Source organism: Mycobacterium sp. ABE4_509 (genome assembly GCF_056160785.1).
The window spans coordinates 1-17234 of record NZ_JBSWXU010000118.1; the positions used below are offsets into that span (position 1 = coordinate 1).

The 17234-nt window shown below is 68.7% G+C and carries 16 protein-coding genes and 2 pseudogenes; 6 read left to right on the forward strand and 12 right to left on the reverse strand.

The features are described from left to right. Positions 1-525, reverse strand: a pseudogene (locus ACXAID_RS21090) (protein translocase subunit SecD); the annotation flags it as partial. 71 nt (positions 526-596) lie between these two features. Continuing rightward, entirely contained in the window at positions 597-962 is a 366-nt protein-coding gene (gene yajC / locus ACXAID_RS21095) for a preprotein translocase subunit YajC (protein WP_475024154.1), read from the reverse strand. Positions 963-1287: 325 nt separating this feature from the next. On the opposite strand from yajC, the gene gabT reads away from it, so the two are divergent. From gabT to ACXAID_RS21110, 3 genes are read left to right on the forward strand one after another with little or no spacing between them, the layout of a single operon-like run. After that, complete coding sequence (gabT, locus tag ACXAID_RS21100) at positions 1288-2628, forward strand: 4-aminobutyrate--2-oxoglutarate transaminase (protein WP_475024155.1); 1341 nt, start codon at positions 1288-1290, stop codon at positions 2626-2628. A 54-nt stretch (positions 2629-2682) separates the two neighbouring features. Continuing rightward, positions 2683-4116 (forward strand): aminobutyraldehyde dehydrogenase, encoded by a 1434-nt coding sequence (locus tag ACXAID_RS21105; RefSeq protein WP_475024156.1) that lies wholly within the window; start codon positions 2683-2685, stop codon positions 4114-4116. A 57-nt stretch (positions 4117-4173) separates the two neighbouring features. Further along, positions 4174-5310, forward strand: coding sequence for a GGDEF domain-containing protein (locus tag ACXAID_RS21110; RefSeq protein WP_475024157.1), 1137 nt, complete (start codon positions 4174-4176; stop codon positions 5308-5310). On the opposite strand, the gene ACXAID_RS21115 is transcribed toward ACXAID_RS21110, so the two are convergent. Next, positions 5307-5954 carry a hypothetical protein gene (locus tag ACXAID_RS21115; RefSeq protein WP_475024158.1) on the reverse strand — a complete coding sequence of 216 codons (648 nt, stop codon included), beginning with the start codon at positions 5952-5954 and terminating at the stop codon, positions 5307-5309. The genes ACXAID_RS21110 and ACXAID_RS21115 overlap by 4 nt on opposite strands. A gap of 201 nt (positions 5955-6155) precedes the next feature. On the opposite strand from ACXAID_RS21115, the gene ACXAID_RS21120 reads away from it, so the two are divergent. Beyond that, positions 6156-7259 carry a GGDEF domain-containing protein gene (locus tag ACXAID_RS21120; RefSeq protein ID WP_475024159.1) on the forward strand — a complete coding sequence of 368 codons (1104 nt, stop codon included), beginning with the start codon at positions 6156-6158 and terminating at the stop codon, positions 7257-7259. Here the strand turns inward: ACXAID_RS21120 and ruvB are convergent. The 5 genes and pseudogenes from ruvB to ACXAID_RS21145 form a co-directional block, all read right to left on the reverse strand. Continuing rightward, complete coding sequence (ruvB, locus tag ACXAID_RS21125; RefSeq protein ID WP_475024160.1) at positions 7256-8332, reverse strand: Holliday junction branch migration DNA helicase RuvB; 1077 nt, start codon at positions 8330-8332, stop codon at positions 7256-7258. The genes ACXAID_RS21120 and ruvB overlap by 4 nt on opposite strands. 1 nt (position 8333) lies before the next feature. Further along, entirely contained in the window at positions 8334-8924 is a 591-nt protein-coding gene (gene ruvA / locus ACXAID_RS21130) for a Holliday junction branch migration protein RuvA (protein WP_475024161.1), read from the reverse strand. Then, positions 8921-9478: a crossover junction endodeoxyribonuclease RuvC gene (ruvC, locus tag ACXAID_RS21135; RefSeq protein WP_475024162.1), complete on the reverse strand. Its 558-nt coding sequence runs from the start codon at positions 9476-9478 to the stop codon at positions 8921-8923. Before ruvC ends, ruvA begins: the two co-directional genes overlap by 4 nt. 75 nt (positions 9479-9553) lie before the next feature. After that, positions 9554-9868 (reverse strand): annotated as a pseudogene (locus tag ACXAID_RS21140) (LmrA/YxaF family transcription factor); the annotation flags it as partial. Between the two features lie 147 nt (positions 9869-10015). After that, a complete protein-coding gene (locus ACXAID_RS21145) occupies positions 10016-10771 on the reverse strand; it encodes a YebC/PmpR family DNA-binding transcriptional regulator (RefSeq protein WP_475024163.1) in 756 nt (251 codons plus the stop codon). Between the two features lie 162 nt (positions 10772-10933). Between ACXAID_RS21145 and ACXAID_RS21150 the strand changes: the two genes are divergently transcribed. After that, the gene (locus ACXAID_RS21150; protein WP_475024164.1) at positions 10934-12145 is read left to right on the forward strand and encodes an acyl-CoA dehydrogenase family protein; all 1212 of its coding nucleotides are present in this window, start codon (positions 10934-10936) and stop codon (positions 12143-12145) included. Between the two features lie 119 nt (positions 12146-12264). Further along, entirely contained in the window at positions 12265-13890 is a 1626-nt protein-coding gene (locus tag ACXAID_RS21155) for a purine-cytosine permease family protein (protein ID WP_475024168.1), read from the forward strand. Between the two features lie 48 nt (positions 13891-13938). Here the strand turns inward: ACXAID_RS21155 and pdxT are convergent, their stop codons facing one another. From pdxT to ACXAID_RS21175, 4 genes are all read right to left on the reverse strand, one after another. Next, positions 13939-14532 carry a pyridoxal 5'-phosphate synthase glutaminase subunit PdxT gene (gene pdxT / locus ACXAID_RS21160; protein WP_475024165.1) on the reverse strand — a complete coding sequence of 198 codons (594 nt, stop codon included), beginning with the start codon at positions 14530-14532 and terminating at the stop codon, positions 13939-13941. Further along, entirely contained in the window at positions 14529-15377 is an 849-nt protein-coding gene (gene tesB / locus ACXAID_RS21165; RefSeq protein WP_475024166.1) for an acyl-CoA thioesterase II, read from the reverse strand. The genes pdxT and tesB overlap by 4 nt, the downstream gene beginning before the upstream one ends. Positions 15378-15386: 9 nt before the next feature. Further along, a complete protein-coding gene (pdxS, locus tag ACXAID_RS21170; RefSeq protein WP_475024169.1) occupies positions 15387-16301 on the reverse strand; it encodes a pyridoxal 5'-phosphate synthase lyase subunit PdxS in 915 nt (304 codons plus the stop codon). A 117-nt stretch (positions 16302-16418) separates the two neighbouring features. Next, the coding region (locus ACXAID_RS21175; protein WP_475024167.1) for an NUDIX hydrolase at positions 16419-17234 on the reverse strand (816 nt) is incomplete at its 5' end.

Sequence of the window (17234 nt, forward strand, 5' to 3'; positions counted from 1 at the left end):
GCCCGGAACCGCGCCGGGCGGTGCACCCGGGGGCGCACCCGGCACCGCGCCGGGCGGCATGCCCGGAAGCCCTTGCGGCAGCCCCGGAAGCGAACCCTGGGGCAGTCCGGCAGGTCCCTCCTCGGTACCCGGCTGGGCGGCCTGGCTCGGTATCGCGTAGACGACCGGCCGGATGTAGAGCCGGGCCGTCTGGCCCAGGTTGCGGGCCTCGCTGCCGTCGTTGCCCGGCACGGTGATGACCAGGTTCTGTCCGTCGATGATCACTTCCGAGCCCGACACGCCGAGGCCGTCGACGCGGGCACTGATGATCTGCTGGGCCTGGTCGAGCGCCTCGCGGGTGGGCGGGCTGCCGTCCGGGGTGCGCGCGGTCAGCGTGACCCGGGTGCCGCCCTGCAGGTCGATACCGAGCTTGGGGTCGGCTTGCTTGTCGCCGGTGAGGAACACCAGCAGGTATGCACCGATGAGCAGTACCAGGAACAGGACCAGGTAGCGGGCAGGGTGCACCGGCGTCGAAGACGATGCCACGTGTCAGGGTCTCCTCGAGATCAGTTCGTCAGCACCGCAAAGGGTACGTGCTTGTCCTGTGATCTCGGTCGTCACTCTTTGGAGTTGGGCCGATCCGTGATCTCAGATGCCGACGACCGCGGCTCGAACTCGTCGGCGGAGTCGCTGTACTCGTCGGGATCGGAGTCGAGATCGGTGTCGTCGTCGGTGATGCGGTCGCGGACCGCCAGCTTCATCCACGTGGTGACCACACCCGGAGCGATTTCGAGGTCGACGTAGTCGTCGGAGATCCCGGTGATGGTCGCCTGCAGGCCGGAGGTGGTGTGGATCTTGTCCCCGATCTCCAGCGAGTTGTGCAGGTCGATGGTTGCCTGCATCGCCTTCTTCTGACGCCGGGACGCGAAGTACATGAATGCGCCCATGATGATGAGCAGGGGCAGGAAGACGAGGAGGTCCATGGGGGCAACAGTCTTTCGTATCGGGGCATTCGTGTGCGAATTCGTTGACCAGTGTGCCATTGCCGTCGACCACGTCTTTCGCCACCGGTCACCTGCGCATGGCCCGATCCCGGGCGGTCGCAGACCTGCGGCGGCAGGTTGCGCACCACCCCGCTCGCGGACCGACGAATTCCGTTGCCTTCAGAAGGCGAGACGATTGATTCCGCCATAAACTGACGGTGTTCTCGACGGATCGATGCACAGAGCGGCTAGGCTCAACCGCAATGCGGCAATCGTCGTGTTCTCCGCATCATCTCCGCAGGTAGGACGTCCAGGGAGGTCGCCAGTGAGCACCGTCGAGCAGAGCCGCCACCTCGCCACCGCCATCCCGGGACCACGGTCTGCGGACCTGATCGCACGCAAGAACGCCGCGGTGTCCGGCGGGGTGGGAAACACCATGCCCGTCTACGCCGCACGCGCATTCGGCGGCATCGTCGAGGACGTCGACGGCAACCGGTTGATCGACCTGGGCTCCGGCATCGCGGTCACCACCATCGGCAACTCCTCCCCCCGGGTGGTCGAGGCGGTGGCCGAGCAGAGCGCCAGATTCACCCACACCTGCTTCATGGTGACCCCGTACGAGGGCTACGTCGCCGTCGCCGAAGAGCTCAACCGGCTCACTCCCGGCACCGGCGAGAAGCGCTCCGCCCTGTTCAACTCCGGCTCGGAGGCCGTCGAGAACGCCGTCAAGATCGCCCGGACCTACACCGGCAGGCAGGCCGTGGTCTCGTTCGACCACGCCTACCACGGCCGCACCAACCTGACGATGGCGCTGACCGCCAAATCGATGCCCTACAAGCACGGCTTCGGGCCGTTCGCCCCGGAGATCTACCGCGCGCCACTGTCCTACCCGTTCCGCGACGCCGAGTTCGGCAAGGAACTGGCCACCGACGGCGAACTCGCCGCGCGCCGGGCCATCGACGTGATGGACAAGCAGGTGGGTGCACAGAACCTCGCCGCGGTCATCATCGAGCCCATCCAGGGCGAAGGCGGCTTCATCGTTCCGGCCGAGGGCTTCCTGCCGACCCTGCTGTCCTGGTGCCACACCAACGGGGTGGTGTTCATCGCCGACGAGGTCCAGACGGGTTTCGCCCGCACCGGAGCGATGTTCGCCTGCGAGCACGAGGGAATCGTTCCGGACCTGATCGTCACCGCCAAGGGCATCGCCGACGGAATGCCGCTGTCGGCGGTGACCGGGCGGGCCGAGGTGATGGACGCCCCGCACGTCGGCGGGCTGGGCGGCACCTACGGCGGAAATCCGGTGGCCTGTGCGGCCGCGCTGGCCACCATCGAGACCATCGAGGCCGACGGCCTCGTGGCGCGTGCCGCCGCGATCGAGACGTTGATGAAAGACAAGCTGTTCCGGCTGCAGGCCGAGGACGACCGCATCGGCGACGTCCGCGGGCGCGGCGCGATGATCGCCGTCGAGCTGGTCAAACCCGGCACCACCGCGCCGGACCCCGACTTGACGAAGAAACTGTGCGCCGCCGCGCACCGGGCCGGCGTGATCGTGCTGTCGTGCGGCACCTTCGGCAACGTGCTGCGGTTCCTGCCGCCGCTGACCATCAGCGACGACCTCCTCCTCGAAGGCCTCGACGTCCTCGAACTCATCCTGCGCGACCTGTAGAACGCCGCGATCACCCGACGACCGCGATCACCCAACGACCAAGGGAGCACATCCATGACCACGGTTCGCAACTTCATCGACGGCGAGCTCGTCGACTCGTCGAGCGGCGCCACCATGCCGCTGGTCGATCCGAGCACCGGCGAGCAGTACGGCACCGCACCTGTTTCCAATGAGCAGGACATCGACACCGCCTACGCCGCGGCCGCCAAGGCGTTCAAGGACTGGAAGAAGACCACCCCGTCACAACGGCAGAAGGCACTGCTCGACTTCGCCGACGAGGTCGAGAAGGCCGCCGCGGATCTGGTGGCCGCCGAGGGGCGCAACTGCGGAAAGCCCAATCACGTCACCATGGCCGAGGAGATTCCGCCGATGGTCGACCAGATGCGGTTCTTCGCCGGGGCGGCCCGGGTGCTGGAGGGCAGATCGGCCGGCGAGTACATGGCCGATCACACCTCCTGGATCCGCCGCGAACCGGTCGGGGTGATCGGGCAGGTCGCGCCGTGGAACTACCCGATGATGATGGCCATCTGGAAGATCTGTCCGGCGATCGCGGCGGGCAACACGGTGGTGATCAAGCCCAGCGACACCACCCCGGTGAGCACCGTGATGCTCGCCGAGCTGGCGGCCAGGCATCTGCCCCCGGGCGTGCTGAACGTCGTCACCGGCGACCGGGTCACCGGCGCCAACCTGGTCGCCCACCCGACCCCGGAGATGGTCGCCATCACCGGTTCCGTCGCCGCGGGCAAGGCGGTCGCAGTCAGCGCCGGCGGCAACCTGAAGCGGACCCACCTCGAGTTGGGCGGCAAGGCCCCGGTCGTCGTCTTCGACGACGCCGACCTGGCCGCGGCCGCCGAAGGGATCGCCACCGCGGCGTACTTCAACGCCGGCCAGGACTGCACGGCCGCCACCCGGGTGCTGGCCTCGGCCTCGATCGCCGCGGATCTGACCGCTGCCCTGGCCGAGCAGGCCAAGGGCGCCACGACGACGTTCGGCCGCCCGGCCGACGACGAGGACGCCTGGGTGCCGCCGGTCAACAACGTCAATCAGATGGAGCGGGTGCTGTCGTTCTTCGCCGATGTCCCCGCCCACGCCACCGTGGCCGTCGGCGGCGCCCGGCAGGGCGACAAGGGTTTCTACATCGAGCCCACCGTGGTCGGCGGCCTGCACCAGGACGATCGGATGATCCAGCAGGAGATCTTCGGACCGGTCATCACCGTCCAGTCGTTCACCGACGAGGACGAGGCGATCGCCTGGGCCAACGGCGTCGAGTTCGGTCTGGCTTCGTCGGTGTGGACCAAGGATGTGTCCCGGGCGCTGCGGGTGTCCAATGCGCTGGATTTCGGCTGCGTCTGGATCAACACCCATATTCCGCTGGTCGCCGAGATGCCCCACGGCGGGTTCAAGTCCTCCGGGCACGGCAAGGACCTCTCGATGTACGGGCTGGAGGACTACACCCGGATCAAGCACGTGATGGCCTACACCGGCTAGCGCAGGCCCTGCGCGCGGCGCCGAGAACTGGGGTGCCGTTGCCCATACCATTCCCTGGTGGTCTTGGCGCGCGCCCTTCGCCGCTGGTGGCGGATGAACGACCGGCACCAGCAGATGTCGGCCTACCTTGCTGCGCGCCGGTTGCAGCGTCCGCTGCAATGGGTGATGGCGGGCATTCTGGTCAGCTACGGAATGGCCGCGGTCGCGATCCTCGCCGCCTCGGACCGCCCGACCGGCGTCTCTGTCGACGTGGTTGCGGTGACCATCGGGGCCTTCGCGGTCACGGCCGCGGGGTGCTGGCTGTACCGGTGGCCCACCCGCGCGCTGTCGGTGTGGTTCGTGTTCAGCTCGGCCACCGCGATGGCAGTCACCTGCCTGGTGCACCCGTCGGCGGTACTGGCCATGCTGGGGGCGTCGGGTTTCGGGATCCTGGGCGGCTATGTGGCGTTCTTTCACAGCGCGCGGGCGATGGCGATCGTCGTGCTGGGCGCGCTGGTCACCACGTCGGTGACCCAGGCGCGGATGGCGGTCAGCGGCAACGCGGTGATGCTGCTCGGAACGCTGCCCGCGGTGCTGATCGCGATGGTGTCGTTTCCGTTCGCGGTCCAGATCCTGGTGCGCCAGCTCGGCGCGGACGCCCAGAGTTCGACGACCGATCCGCTGACCGGACTGCTGAACCGGCGTGGCTTCTATCTGGCCGTGCGGGGGCTCGCCGCCCGGATGGCTCGCGGCGACCGTGACGAGCAGCTGGCCGTGGCGCTGGTCGACCTCGACCACTTCAAGAAGGTCAACGACACCCTCGGCCACGACGCCGGGGACCACCTGCTGGTCTCGGTGGGCGCCCGCCTGCAGGGGGCCAGCGCCGACGGCTCGGTGGAGGCCCGGATCGGGGGTGAGGAGTTCCTGGTCGCCGAGGTCGGCCGCGGCCCGGTCTCGGACCTGGGCGAACGACTGCTCGCCGCGGTCATCCAGGCCGATCCCGCGGTGACCGCCAGCGTCGGCATCGGGGTCACCCGTTCGATGCCGGCCGACCCGGAACAGGCCCGCGAACTGCTCGATCAGCTGGTCGCCTCCGCCGACGCCGCGATGTACGAGGCCAAGCGCGCGGGGGGCAACCGGCTGTGCTGCGCGCCCGCCGAGAGCGTCGCGGACCGAGACCGCGGCAGCGGCGCTGCGCGGCCCCGTATCGGCTAGGCAGCGAGTTTGTGGTCGCCGCCGTGGTGCCCGCGCCGATGGAACAGCGACGAAAGCCTCTCTCGCAGCGGGGTTCTGCCTGACTCTGTCACCGTGGTGTGGTCGTCGTCGGTGAGCGCGCTGTGGGTCTGCCCGTCATGTGCGCGGGTTTCGGCGTAGGCGATGTCGCGCGGGGAGCGCACCGACAACCGGCCCAGCGCCAGCGCACCCAGGAACACGATCGCGGCGCCGAGCCCGTAGAAGTACGTCAGCTCGAGCCACACGCGCTGCGCCTCGGAGGTCGCGATGGGCACGCCGACCTCGCCGAGTCCGAGCGGACCCGCCAGTGCACGCCCGATCACGAACCAGGCTCCGGCGGCGATGGCCATCCAGGTGCCGAGCATGGCGGTGGCCCGGTTGCGCGACGCCAGCATCAGCAGTCCGCCGAGCACCGCGACCACCCCGGGCAGGACCTCCAGCCAGCCCCGGCCCGCGGTCCATACCCAGGCCTGATCGGGGCTGAACGCGAAGTTGAAATACGGCCCGACGAAGGGCGCCAGGGCACCCCAGGCGCCCAGGACGATCACCAGGATCCCGCTGGCCGCGCCACGGCTGCGCGGAATGTGCAGCGCACCGGCGCGAGACCGGGTGGATGTGTCAGCCATGATTACCTCCTTGGTCATGCCCAGCGGGTACCCCTGGCCGTGCCCCGGTAATCGGCCGACAGCGCACAGTGGCCGGGTCCGGGCAGCCGTGCAGCAGCGGCTCGGTATAGCATCGCCTCGCAGAATTGGCTCCTCGGCCGAATATCTGAACCGTCCGCGGTCGCGACCACCGACGACCGGAACACTGGGGAGGTCTCGGCCGTGCTCCAGCTCGCGCAGTGGTGGAGATCGCCCAGCCAGTACGAGGCGCTGTCGGGATATCTGCGATCCCGCGGACTCCAGCGGCCCGCCCGCCATCTGATCGCCGCGGTCATGGCGCTGTTCGCCGTGGTCCCGCCGGTGATGCTGGCCAGCCCCGCCGGGCCGAAAGGGACCACCGCGACGGTGGTGTCGATCGCCATCAGCATCGGCTGCACCTCGGTGGCCGTGCTGTGGTTGACCCACTGGCCCAGTCGGGGCCAATCGGTGGCGTTCTCACTGCTGGCCGCCGCCTGCGTGATGGCCGGGGGCCTCATCGCCACCGACCCGGCTGCCGGGGTGTTCGTCGGGACGGCGTTCGCACCGCTGGCCGGGTATCTCGCGCTGTTCCATTCGGCGCGGCTGCTGAGCTCCGTGCTCGCGGTGGCCATGGCGACGACGGTCGTGGTCTCGTTCCGCGTGGCACACGGCGATGCGTTGATGGCGCTCGGGCACAGCATCGGGGTGCTGCCCACGTTGTTGCTGGTTCCCGTCATCGCGCAGATGTTGATCCACCTGATGACCGCCGATGCCAACGATGCGTTCGCCGACCCGCTGACCGGGCTGCCCAACCGGCGCGGGTTCGTGGAGTCGGTGCGCGCCACGCTGGTGAGCGATGTCGCCGAGGACGACGCGTGCATCGCGGTCGCGATGGTCGATCTGGACAACTTCAAGCTCATCAACGACACCCGCGGCCACGCGGTGGGCGACCGGATACTGACCGCGGTCGGTCACGCGCTGCGTGACGTCGAACCGGCGATATCGGTCGTCGCGCGCGTCGGCGGCGAGGAATTCCTCGTCGCGTTGCGACTCGGCGACGGGTCACCGAGTGAGCAGCACGACGTTGCCGAGCGGCTCTGCCGGTCGGTGACCTCGACTCCGTGGGGGGTCACGGCCAGTGTCGGGCTCGCCACGAGCGCCGCGGTGTCCGAAGCCGCGCTGAACATCGTGCTCGACGAGGTGATCCACGCCGCGGACATGGCGATGTACGAAGCGAAACGTGCCGGCGGCAACCAGTTTCGGGTCAGCCCGCAGCCGGCGACGCCGGTGCCTCCCACCCCGCACTAGTCGTCGAAGAGCCCCTGCTGACCCAGCCCGGCCGCGCCGCTGGGCGGCGTCATCCCCAGGTGCGTCCACGCCAGCGCGGTGGCCACCCTTCCCCGCGGGGTCCGCGCGATCATCCCGGCTCGCACCAGAAAGGGCTCGCACACCTCCTCGACCGTGGTGGCCTCCTCACCGACCGCGACGGCCAGCGTGGACACCCCGACCGGACCGCCGCCGAAACTGCGGGTCAGTGCCGACAGCACCGCCCGGTCGAGTCGGTCGAGGCCGAGTTCGTCGACGTCGTACACCTCGAGCGCGTACTTGGCGATGTCGCGGGTGATGACTCCGTCGGCACGCACCTCGGCGTAGTCGCGGACGCGACGCAGCAAGCGGTTGGCGATCCGCGGCGTGCCACGGGAGCGGCGGGCGATCTCGGCGGCCGCATCGGCGCCCAGATCGATGCCCAGGATGCCCGCCGAACGGGTCAGCACCCGCTCCAGTTCGGTCGGCTCGTAGAAATCCATGTGCGCGGTGAAGCCGAACCTGTCGCGCAGCGGCCCGGTCAGCGCACCGGACCTGGTGGTGGCGCCCACCAGGGTGAACGGCGCCACCTCCAACGGAATCGACGTCGCGCCAGGCCCTTTGCCGACGACGACGTCGACACGGAAGTCCTCCATCGCCAGGTAGAGCATCTCTTCTGCGGGACGCGCGATGCGATGGATCTCGTCGATGAACAACACATCGTGCTCGACCAGGTTGGACAGCATCGCGGCCAGATCGCCGGCACGCTCCAGCGCCGGACCCGAGGTGACCCGCAGCGAGGAACCCAGTTCGGCGGCGATGATCATCGCCAGTGAGGTCTTGCCCAGCCCCGGCGGCCCGGACAACAGGATGTGGTCGGGAGCACCGCCGCGGTTCTTCGCGCCCTCGATCACCAGCTGGAGCTGTTCACGCACCCGGGGCTGGCCGATGAACTCACCCAGCGAACGGGGCCGCAGGCTGGCGTCGATGTCGCCCTCGCCCACCGTCAGCGCCGGCGAGACCTCGCGTTCGGCGTCGTCGGAGTCCGGCTCGTGGTCTCCCGGGAACCGGCCCATCTCACTTCTTCCCCAGCATCGACAGCGCGGCCCGCAGCGCCGCCGACTGGGTGGCGTCCGGGTCGTCGGCGAGCACCTTGTCGGTGGCCTCCTCGGCCTGCTTCTGCGCGAAGCCGAGCCCGACGAGCGCCTCGACCACCGGCCCGCGCACGGTGAACCCGCCGGTCGACCCGACGCCGCCGCCGGACACCGCCGCACCCACCTTGTCCCGCAGGGTCAGCACCAGCAGCTCGGCGGTCTTCTTGCCCACCTTGGGGATTCGGGTCAGTGCGGTGACATCGCCGTCCCCGATCGCCTGGCGCAGCTTCGGGCCGTCGTACATCGCGAGCGCGCCGAGCGCGATGCTGGGCCCGATGCCCGACACCCCGAGCAGCGTCGAGAACAGGTCGCGGGCATCACCGTCGGCGAACCCGTAGAGAGTCATCGAATCTTCCCGCACGATCATCGCGGTGATCAGCCGCGCTTCGGCGCCGCGGCGCAGCGTGGCCAGCGTGGCCGGGGTGGCCATCACCTTGTAGCCGACGCCCGCGGCCTCGATCACGGCGTGGTCGAGGGCGATGTCGATCACCTCGCCGCGCACCGCGGCGATCATGCGCGGGCCGCCTTCAGCCGTGCCTGGTATTTGCGGCGCTGCTCGGCGGCCATCGCCTCGGCGGCGGCCATCCGGGCGATCATCGGCGCCCGCCAGCAGTGACAGATCGCCAGCGCGAGCGCGTCGGCCGCGTCGGCCGGAGTCGGTTTCTGTTGAAGCTCGAGAATTCTGGTCACCATTTCGGTGACCTGCGACTTGCCGGCCCGCCCGTTGCCGGTGACCGCGGCCTTGACCTCGCTGGGGGTGTGGAAGTGGACGTCGATGTCCCGGCGGGCGGCGGCCAGTGCGATCACCCCGCCGGCCTGGGCGGTGCCCATCGCGGTGTTGGCGTTCTGATTGGAGAACACCCGCTCGATGGCGATGACGTCGGGCAGGTGGGTGTCCATCCAGTGCTCGACGGTGTCGGAGATGGTGAGCAGTCGCTTCTGCAGCGGCTGCTCGGCGGGAGTGCGCACCACGTCGACGTCGAGAGCGACCACCTGCCGGCCCTGCCCACTCTGGATGATCGACAGCCCGCACCTGGTCAGCCCGGGGTCGACTCCCATCACCCGCACGACAAACCTCTCATCGAGAACATTTGTTCGAGAGCCTAGCGGCTGCAGCCGACGATCCTGGACAGGGACACGCGCTCACCGCTGCCCGCCGCCGGCTCCGACGCCCAGCGGCGGCGCCAGTGCGACGCCCCGGTACCGCGGCGCCAGAGTCTGGCCGGCCACCAGCAACGACTCGGTCGTGCGCAGGGCGCGGGCGAGCAGGAACGCACCCTCGAGCGCGCCGACGAGGGCGATCGTGACCTCGCGGGCGAGCGCCTGCTCGAGCCCGCGGGCGCGGAAGTAGTCGGTACCGCCGTCGATCCAGCCGGCGAAGACGTCGGCGCAGACCCGGCGCAGCTCCTCGACGCTGTCGGCGACCTCGGCCGACACACTCGCCACTGGGCACATGTCGGCGTAACCGGTGCCGGCTGGCCGAACTACTGCCCCAGGGCGGGTTTCAGCTGATCGAGGACGCCTACGTGCTGGTCATGCTCGACCAACCCGAGCGCACCGCCGCCGCGATCAGGGGATTCCCCACCGGCAGCTGAGCCCGGGAGCTCAGTCCTCGTCGAGCGCTGCGGCGACGTCGTCGGGGATGTCGATGTTGGTGTAGACATCCTGGACGTCGTCGCTGTCCTCCAGCGCGTCGACGAGCTTGAGGATCTTGCGCGCGGCCTCGAGGTCCACCGGCACCGTCACCGACGGCTGGAAGCTGGCGTCGGCGGACTCGTAGTCGATGCCGGCGTCCTGCAACGCGGTCCGCACCGCCACCAGATCGGTTGGCTCGGAGATGATCTCGAAGCTCTCACCGAGGTCGTTGACATCCTCTGCGCCGGCGTCGAGCACCGCGGCCAACACGTCCTCTTCGGAGAGACCGTTCTTGTCCAGCGTCACCACTCCCTTGCGGGAGAACAGATAGGCCACCGACCCCGGATCGGCCATGTTGCCGCCGTTTCGGGTCATCGCCACCCGGACCTCGCCGGCGGCGCGGTTGCGGTTGTCGGTCAGGCACTCGACGAGCACGGCGACCCCGTTGGGTCCGTACCCCTCGTAGGTGATGTTCTGCCAGTCGGCGCCGCCGGCCTCTTCACCGCTGCCCCGCTTGCGGGCCCGCTCGATGTTGTCGTTGGGTACCGAACTCTTCTTGGCTTTCTGGATGGCGTCGTAGAGCGTGGGGTTGCCCGCCGGATCACCGCCGCCGACACGGGCGGCGACCTCGATGTTCTTGATCAGCTTCGCGAACATCTTGCCGCGGCGGGCGTCGATGACGGCCTTCTTGTGTTTGGTGGTGGCCCACTTGGAATGGCCGCTCATGCAGGTACTACCTCAGCTCTCGTTCAACAAGTCCGATCGATCAGTTTACGTCGGCTCCGAGGAGCACCCGAGATCGCCTTCGATCTCGCTCCACCCGCCCGAGTGTTAGGTAGGACACATCTGATTCCGAGCTGAACTTACTCCAGAGTAAGATCTTCGGTCATGACGTTCTCCCTGGACTTGTCCCCCGACCTCGTCCACATCCGCGACTGGGTGCACGAGTTCGCCGCCGATGTCGTCCGCCCCGCCGCCGCGGAGTGGGACGAGCGGGAGGAAACCCCGTGGCCGATCATCCAGGAGGCGGCCAAGGTGGGCCTGTACTCCATGGAGATGTTCGCCGAGCAGGCCGCCGAGCCCTCTGGCCTGGGCATGGTCGTGGTCTTCGAGGAGATGTTCTGGGGGGACGCCGGCATCGGGCTGTCCATCCTGGGCACCGGCCTGGCCGCGGCCTCCGTCGCCGCCAACGGGACGCCCGAACAGGTCGGCGAGTGGGTCCCGCAGATGTTCGGCACGGTGAACGAGCCGCAGGTCGCCGCCTTCTGCTCCTCGGAGCCGGGAGCCGGATCGGACGTCGGGGCGATCCTGACCCGGGCCCGCTACGACGAGGCCACCGACGAGTGGGTGCTCAACGGGACCAAGACATGGGCCACCAACGGCGGCATCGCCAACATCCACGTGGTGGTGGCCTCGGTGTACCCGGAGCTGGGCAGCCGCGGGCAGGCCTCGTTCATCATCCCGCCCGCCACCAAGGGCCTCAGCCAGGGCCAGAAGTTCCTCAAGCACGGCATCCGCGCCTCACACACCGCCGAGGTGGTCCTCGACGACGTCCGCATCCCCGGCTCGCTGATCGTCGGCGGCAAGGAGCGCTTCGACGCCCGCATCGCCAAGGTCCGGGAAGGCAGGAAAGCCGCCGGGCAGGCCGCGATGGCCACCTTCGAACGCACCCGGCCCACCGTCGGCGCGATGGCCGTCGGGGTCGCCCGCGCCGCCTACGAGTACGCCCGCGACTACGCGTGCGAGCGCGAGCAGTTCGGCCGCAAGATCGGCGATTTCCAGGCCGTCGCGTTCAAGCTGGCCGACATGAAGGCCCGCGTCGACGCGGCCCGCCTGCTCGTGCACCGAGCGGCCTGGATGGCCCGCAACGGCAAGGAGTTCACCTCGGCGGAGGGGTCGATGGCCAAGCTGGTGGCCAGCGAAACCGCCGTGTACGTCACCGACGAGGCGATCCAGATCCTGGGCGGCAACGGCTACACCCGGGAGTACCCCGTCGAACGGATGCACCGAGACGCCAAGATCTTCACCATCTTCGAGGGCACCAGCGAGATCCAGCGTCTGGTGATGGGCCGCGCGATCACCGGCCTGCCCATCCGGTGATCTCGGTGCGCTGAGAGGTTGCGTTAGCACCGCGGACCCGGCTGTGTGACGACTCCGAAACACCGCCGCCATAGCGTGCTCGAATGAGCCAGGACCTGGGCGACGAGGTGCACAACGAGATGGTCGAGGCCGACCTCGACACGATGACGGCCACCAAGGAGACCCTCGAGGACTACACGCTGCGCTTCGCGCCCCGCAGCTACCGGAAATGGTCCACGCGGGTGGTCGGGATCTCCGCCCTGGGCGGAATCGCCTACCTTGCCGACTTCGCCATCGGAGCCAACATCGGTATCGCCTACGGCACCACCAATGCGCTGTGGGGCATCCTCATCTTCGCCGTCGCGGTCATGCTGACCGGATTCCCGCTGGCCTACTACGCAGCGCGCTACAACGTCGACCTCGACTTGATCACCCGGGGAAGCGGATTCGGCTACTACGGCTCGGTGGTCACCAACGTCATCTTCGCCACGTTCACCTTCATCTTCTTCGCCCTCGAAGGCTCGATCATGGCCCAGGGCCTCGAACTGGGCCTCGGGATACCGTTGTGGCTCGGATACCTGCTGTCGACGGTCATCATCTTCCCGCTGGTGATCTACGGCATGAAAGTGCTTTCCACGCTGCAGGTCTGGACCACCCCGCTGTGGCTGGTGCTGATGGTCGCGCCGTTCGGCTACCTGGTGATCAGCCACCCCGAATCGGTGGGCGCGTTCTTCGCCTACCAGGGCGAGAACGGGGTCGGCGGATTCGACCTGGGTTCCACGCTGCTGGCCGCGGGCGTCTGCCTGGCGCTCATCGTGCAGATCGCCGAGCAGATCGACTACCTGCGGTTCATGCCGCCCCGCACCCCGGAGAACGCCCGCAGCTGGTGGACCTGGATGTTCCTGGCGGGTCCGGGCTGGGTGATCTTCGGTGCGCTCAAGCAGGTCGTCGGGCTGTTCCTGGCGGTGTATCTGATCGCCAACGTCTTCGGCGGCTCCGTCGCCAACGCCAACGAACCCGTGCACCAGTTCCTGGAGATCTACCGCAACTTCCTGCCGCCCTGGCTGGCCATGACGTTGGCGGTGATCCTCGTCGTGATAAGCCAGGTCAAGATCAACGTCACCAACGCCTACTCCGGCTCGCTGGCGTGGACGAACTCGTTCACCCGGGTCACCAAGCACTACCCCGGACGGCTGGTGTTCCTGGCGTTCAACCTGTTGATCGCGCTGATCCTGATGGAAGCCAACATGTTTTCCTTCCTCAACACCATCCTGGGCTTCTACGCCAACTGCGGCATCGCCTGGGTCGTGGTGGTGGCCTCCGACATCGTGTTCAACAAGATGCTGCTCAAGCTCTCGCCGATGCATCCGGAGTTCCGGCGCGGAATGCTGTACGCGATCAACCCGGTCGGGTTCGTGTCGCTGATCGTGGCCGCCGGGGTGTCGCTGCTGACGTTCTTCGGGGTGCTGGGCGAAACCATCCGGCCCTACTCCCCGCTGGTCGCCATGGCCCTCGGTCTGGTCCTGCCGCCGATTCTCGCGATCGCCACCAAAGGCAGGTACTACCTGCGTCGCACCGACGACGGCGTCGACCTGCCGATGTACGACGAGTACGGCAACCCGTCCGACCATCTGCTGACCTGCCAGGTCTCCAACCACGACTTCGAGCGCCCCGACATGCTCGCGTCGGCCAAAGGCGGCTACATCAGCTCGCTGGCGCTGTCGACCGACAAGACCGGCGAGCACGTCCTGCCCCCGCAGACCTAGCGATTTCGGTGTGCTTGTCGGCGCACAGCGACGATAAGCACACCGAAATCACATGCGGCCGGCGACGATGTCGACGAACAGCGCGTGCACCCGGCGGTCGCCGGTCATCTCCGGATGGAACGCCGTGGCCAGGCTGCGGCCCTGCCGGACCGCCACCGGATGACCGGCCGCACTGGCCAACACCTGCACATCGCCACCCACCCGCTCGGCCCACGGCGCCCGGATGAACACCGCATGCACCGGCCCCTCCAGCCCACCGAAAGTCAGATCCTCCTCGAAGGAGTCGACCTGACGTCCGAATGCGTTGCGCCGCACCGTCATATCGATCGCCTTCAGCGGCGTGGCCTCGCGCCCCGCGGCACCGGCGTCGAGGATCTCGGAGGCCAGCAGGATCATCCCGGCACACGACCCGTAGGCCGGCATCCCGTCGGCGAGCCGGGCCTGCAGCGGCTCGAGCAGGTCGAACTCCCGCAGCAGATGGCTCATCGTGGTGGACTCCCCGCCGGGGATCACCAACGCGTCGACCGAATCCAGCTCGGCACGCCGCCGCACGGTCAGCGCCTCGGCGCCGGCGGCGCCCAGCGCGGCCAGGTGCTCGCGGGTGTCCCCCTGCAACGCGAGCACCCCGATACGGGCGCTCACCTGCGCTCAGGGGCGAAGTCGCGAGGATAGCGGGTCAGCCCCTCCTGCATCACCGCGGCGACCATCTCGCCGTAGCGGTTGAAGATCTTGCCCTGGGTCAGTGAGCGCCCGCCGCACGCCGACGGTGAGGACTGGTCGTAGAGCAGCCACTCGTCTGCCCGGAAAGCCCGCATGAACCACATCGCGTGGTCGAGCGAGGCGACCATCAGATGCTTGCGCTCCTCGATGTGGTTGACCTGCGCCGACCCCAGCAGGGTCAGGTCGCTCATGTATGCCAGCGCACAGATGTGCAGCACATGGTCGTCGGGCAACGGGTCGCGGTGGCGGAACCAGACCTGCTGCTGGGAGGCCTTGCCCTCCCGCACCTCGAGCTGCCCGCGCGGCACGATCCGGACATCCCACTCGTCGAACTGGCGGAAGCTGGCGTCGTCGAACACCCGGCTGGTGGCCTTGAAGTCGGGGATGTCGTCGGGTGGCGGCGCCGGCGGGAACGCGTCCTGGTGCTCGATCCCGCTCTGGTCGGTCTGAAACGACGCCGACATGGAGAAGATGGTCTCGCCGTGCTGGATCGCGTTGACCCGCCGGGTCACGAACGATCCGCCGTCACGCAGCCGCTCCACCAGATACACCGACGGGGCACGGGCGTCGCCGGGCCGCAGGAAGTAACCGTGCAACGAGTGCACCTGGAACTTCGGATCCACCGTCCGCACCGCCGACACCAGCGACTGCCCCGCGACGTGCCCGCCGAATGTGCGTTGCAGAAAACCAGATTCGGGGCTGAACACCCCACCGCGGTAGATGTTGACTTCGAGTTGCTCGAGGTCGAGGATCTCCTCGATCGCCATCGGTTGGCGCTACCAGCCGCGTTCGGCGAGGCGGTGCGGCTGCGGAATGTCGTCGACGTTGATGCCGACCATGGCCTCCCCCAGGCCCCGCGACACCTTGGCCAGCACATCGGGATCGTCGAAGAAGGTGGTGGCCTTGACGATCGCCGCAGCGCGCTCGGCCGGGTTGCCCGCCTTGAAGATGCCCGAACCGACGAACACCCCCTCGGCGCCGAGCTGCATCATCATCGCCGCGTCCGCCGGGGTGGCGATGCCACCGGCGGTGAACAACGTCACGGGCAGCTTGCCGGCCCGGGCCACCTCGGCGACCAGGTCATACGGTGCCTGCAGTTCCTTGGCCGCGACGTACAACTCGTCCTCGGACAGCGACGTCAGCCGGCGGATCTCACCACCGATCCTGCGCATGTGGGTGGTGGCGTTGGACACGTCACCGGTTCCCGCCTCGCCCTTGGACCGGATCATCGCCGCCCCTTCGGTGATGCGGCGCAACGCCTCGCCCAGGTTGGTGGCCCCGCACACGAACGGCACGGTGAACTTCCACTTGTCGATGTGGTGGGCGTAGTCGGCCGGGGTGAGCACCTCGGACTCGTCGATGTAGTCCACACCGAGGCTCTGCAGGATCTGCGCCTCGACGAAGTGGCCGATCCGCGCCTTGGCCATCACCGGGATCGTGACCGCGTCGATGATGCCCTCGATCATGTCGGGGTCACTCATCCGCGACACCCCGCCCTGGGCCCGAATGTCGGCCGGGACCCGCTCCAGCGCCATCACCGCCACCGCGCCGGCGCCCTCGGCGATCCGCGCCTGTTCCGGGGTGACCACGTCCATGATCACGCCGCCCTTGAGCATCTCGGCCATGCCGCGCTTGACCCGCGCGGTCCCCCGAGTGGTCAGGCCATCAGCCTGCGAGGGGAACGTCCCCAGCCCTTCACTCGACAGTTGGGATTCCACACCTATCTCCTCACATCGCTACCGATCCAGTCTAGATGTGGCGGCAAACGCATTCGATCCGCGCGCACACGTGAGGATCACCCGTTGGCCTCACCTGATCGACTGCAACGCTCGGTCCGACGCCGCATCCGGTGCGTCAGCCAGAGCGTTCGCCTCGCCGAGCAGTTCTCCCAGCTGGAGCGGGTAAACCGACTCGCCGGTGGCGACCAGTTCGGCGATCATTGTCGCATCGCACCACCGGTGGGCATGGATGTAGGTCCGTTCCAGCCCCGAACGGCCCGCTTCGGAGGGCTCGAAACGGTCGGTGCGGTACACGAAGTACATCTCCACACTGCGGATCACCGAACCGTTGAAGTCGATCACGGCCTCCCGGCGCCAGAGCGGGCCGATCAGCTCACCGTGCGCCACCCGCAGCCCGGTCTCCTCTTCGAGTTCACGCGCCGCGGCCTGCGCCAGCGACTCGCCGGCCTGCACCGCGCCGCCGATGGTGAACCACCAGCGCGGCGCCGGCACGACCCCGCTGGCCGGATCGGAGCCACACAGCAGCAGCACCGCCCCGGCGGGGTCGAGCAGGATCACCCGGGCCGACGTGCGCCGGCTCACCGGGGCGGCCTCCCGGGTGGACACCTCACCCCCCTCGGCGATCTCGAAATAGCTTGGCAACGCGGCGGTCCCGCCCAGGCGCAGGGTCCGAACCAGCGGCCGTTCGCGCAACGCGAGGGTGTCGCGGACCGCATCGTTGTGGAACCGCCTCGCCAGCAGCAACCGCGCCTCGGCGTCGGCCAGTTCGGCGACCAGCGGCAGCGGCAGCGACGCCGGATCCACCCACGCCAGGGCGGCCGACAGCTCGTTCTCGGCGGCCTCCCGGCCCGGCCGCGGTGCGCGTTCGGCGGCGTCGGCCAGCGC

Excerpts from the sequence above, each read along its gene's own strand:
- yajC (WP_475024154.1), bottom strand. The coding sequence starts at position 962 with ATGGACCTCCTCGTCTTCCTGCCCCTGCTCATCATCATGGGCGCATTC.
- ACXAID_RS21105 (WP_475024156.1), top strand. The coding sequence starts at position 2,683 with ATGACCACGGTTCGCAACTTCATCGACGGCGAGCTCGTCGACTCGTCG.
- ACXAID_RS21115 (WP_475024158.1), bottom strand. The coding sequence starts at position 5,954 with ATGGCTGACACATCCACCCGGTCTCGCGCCGGTGCGCTGCACATTCCG.
- ruvB (WP_475024160.1), bottom strand. The coding sequence starts at position 8,332 with ATGGGCCGGTTCCCGGGAGACCACGAGCCGGACTCCGACGACGCCGAA.
- ruvA (WP_475024161.1), bottom strand. The coding sequence starts at position 8,924 with ATGATCGCCGCGGTGCGCGGCGAGGTGATCGACATCGCCCTCGACCAC.
- ACXAID_RS21145 (WP_475024163.1), bottom strand. The coding sequence starts at position 10,771 with ATGAGCGGCCATTCCAAGTGGGCCACCACCAAACACAAGAAGGCCGTC.
- ACXAID_RS21150 (WP_475024164.1), top strand. The coding sequence starts at position 10,934 with ATGACGTTCTCCCTGGACTTGTCCCCCGACCTCGTCCACATCCGCGAC.
- ACXAID_RS21155 (WP_475024168.1), top strand. The coding sequence starts at position 12,265 with ATGGTCGAGGCCGACCTCGACACGATGACGGCCACCAAGGAGACCCTC.
- tesB (WP_475024166.1), bottom strand. The coding sequence starts at position 15,377 with ATGGCGATCGAGGAGATCCTCGACCTCGAGCAACTCGAAGTCAACATC.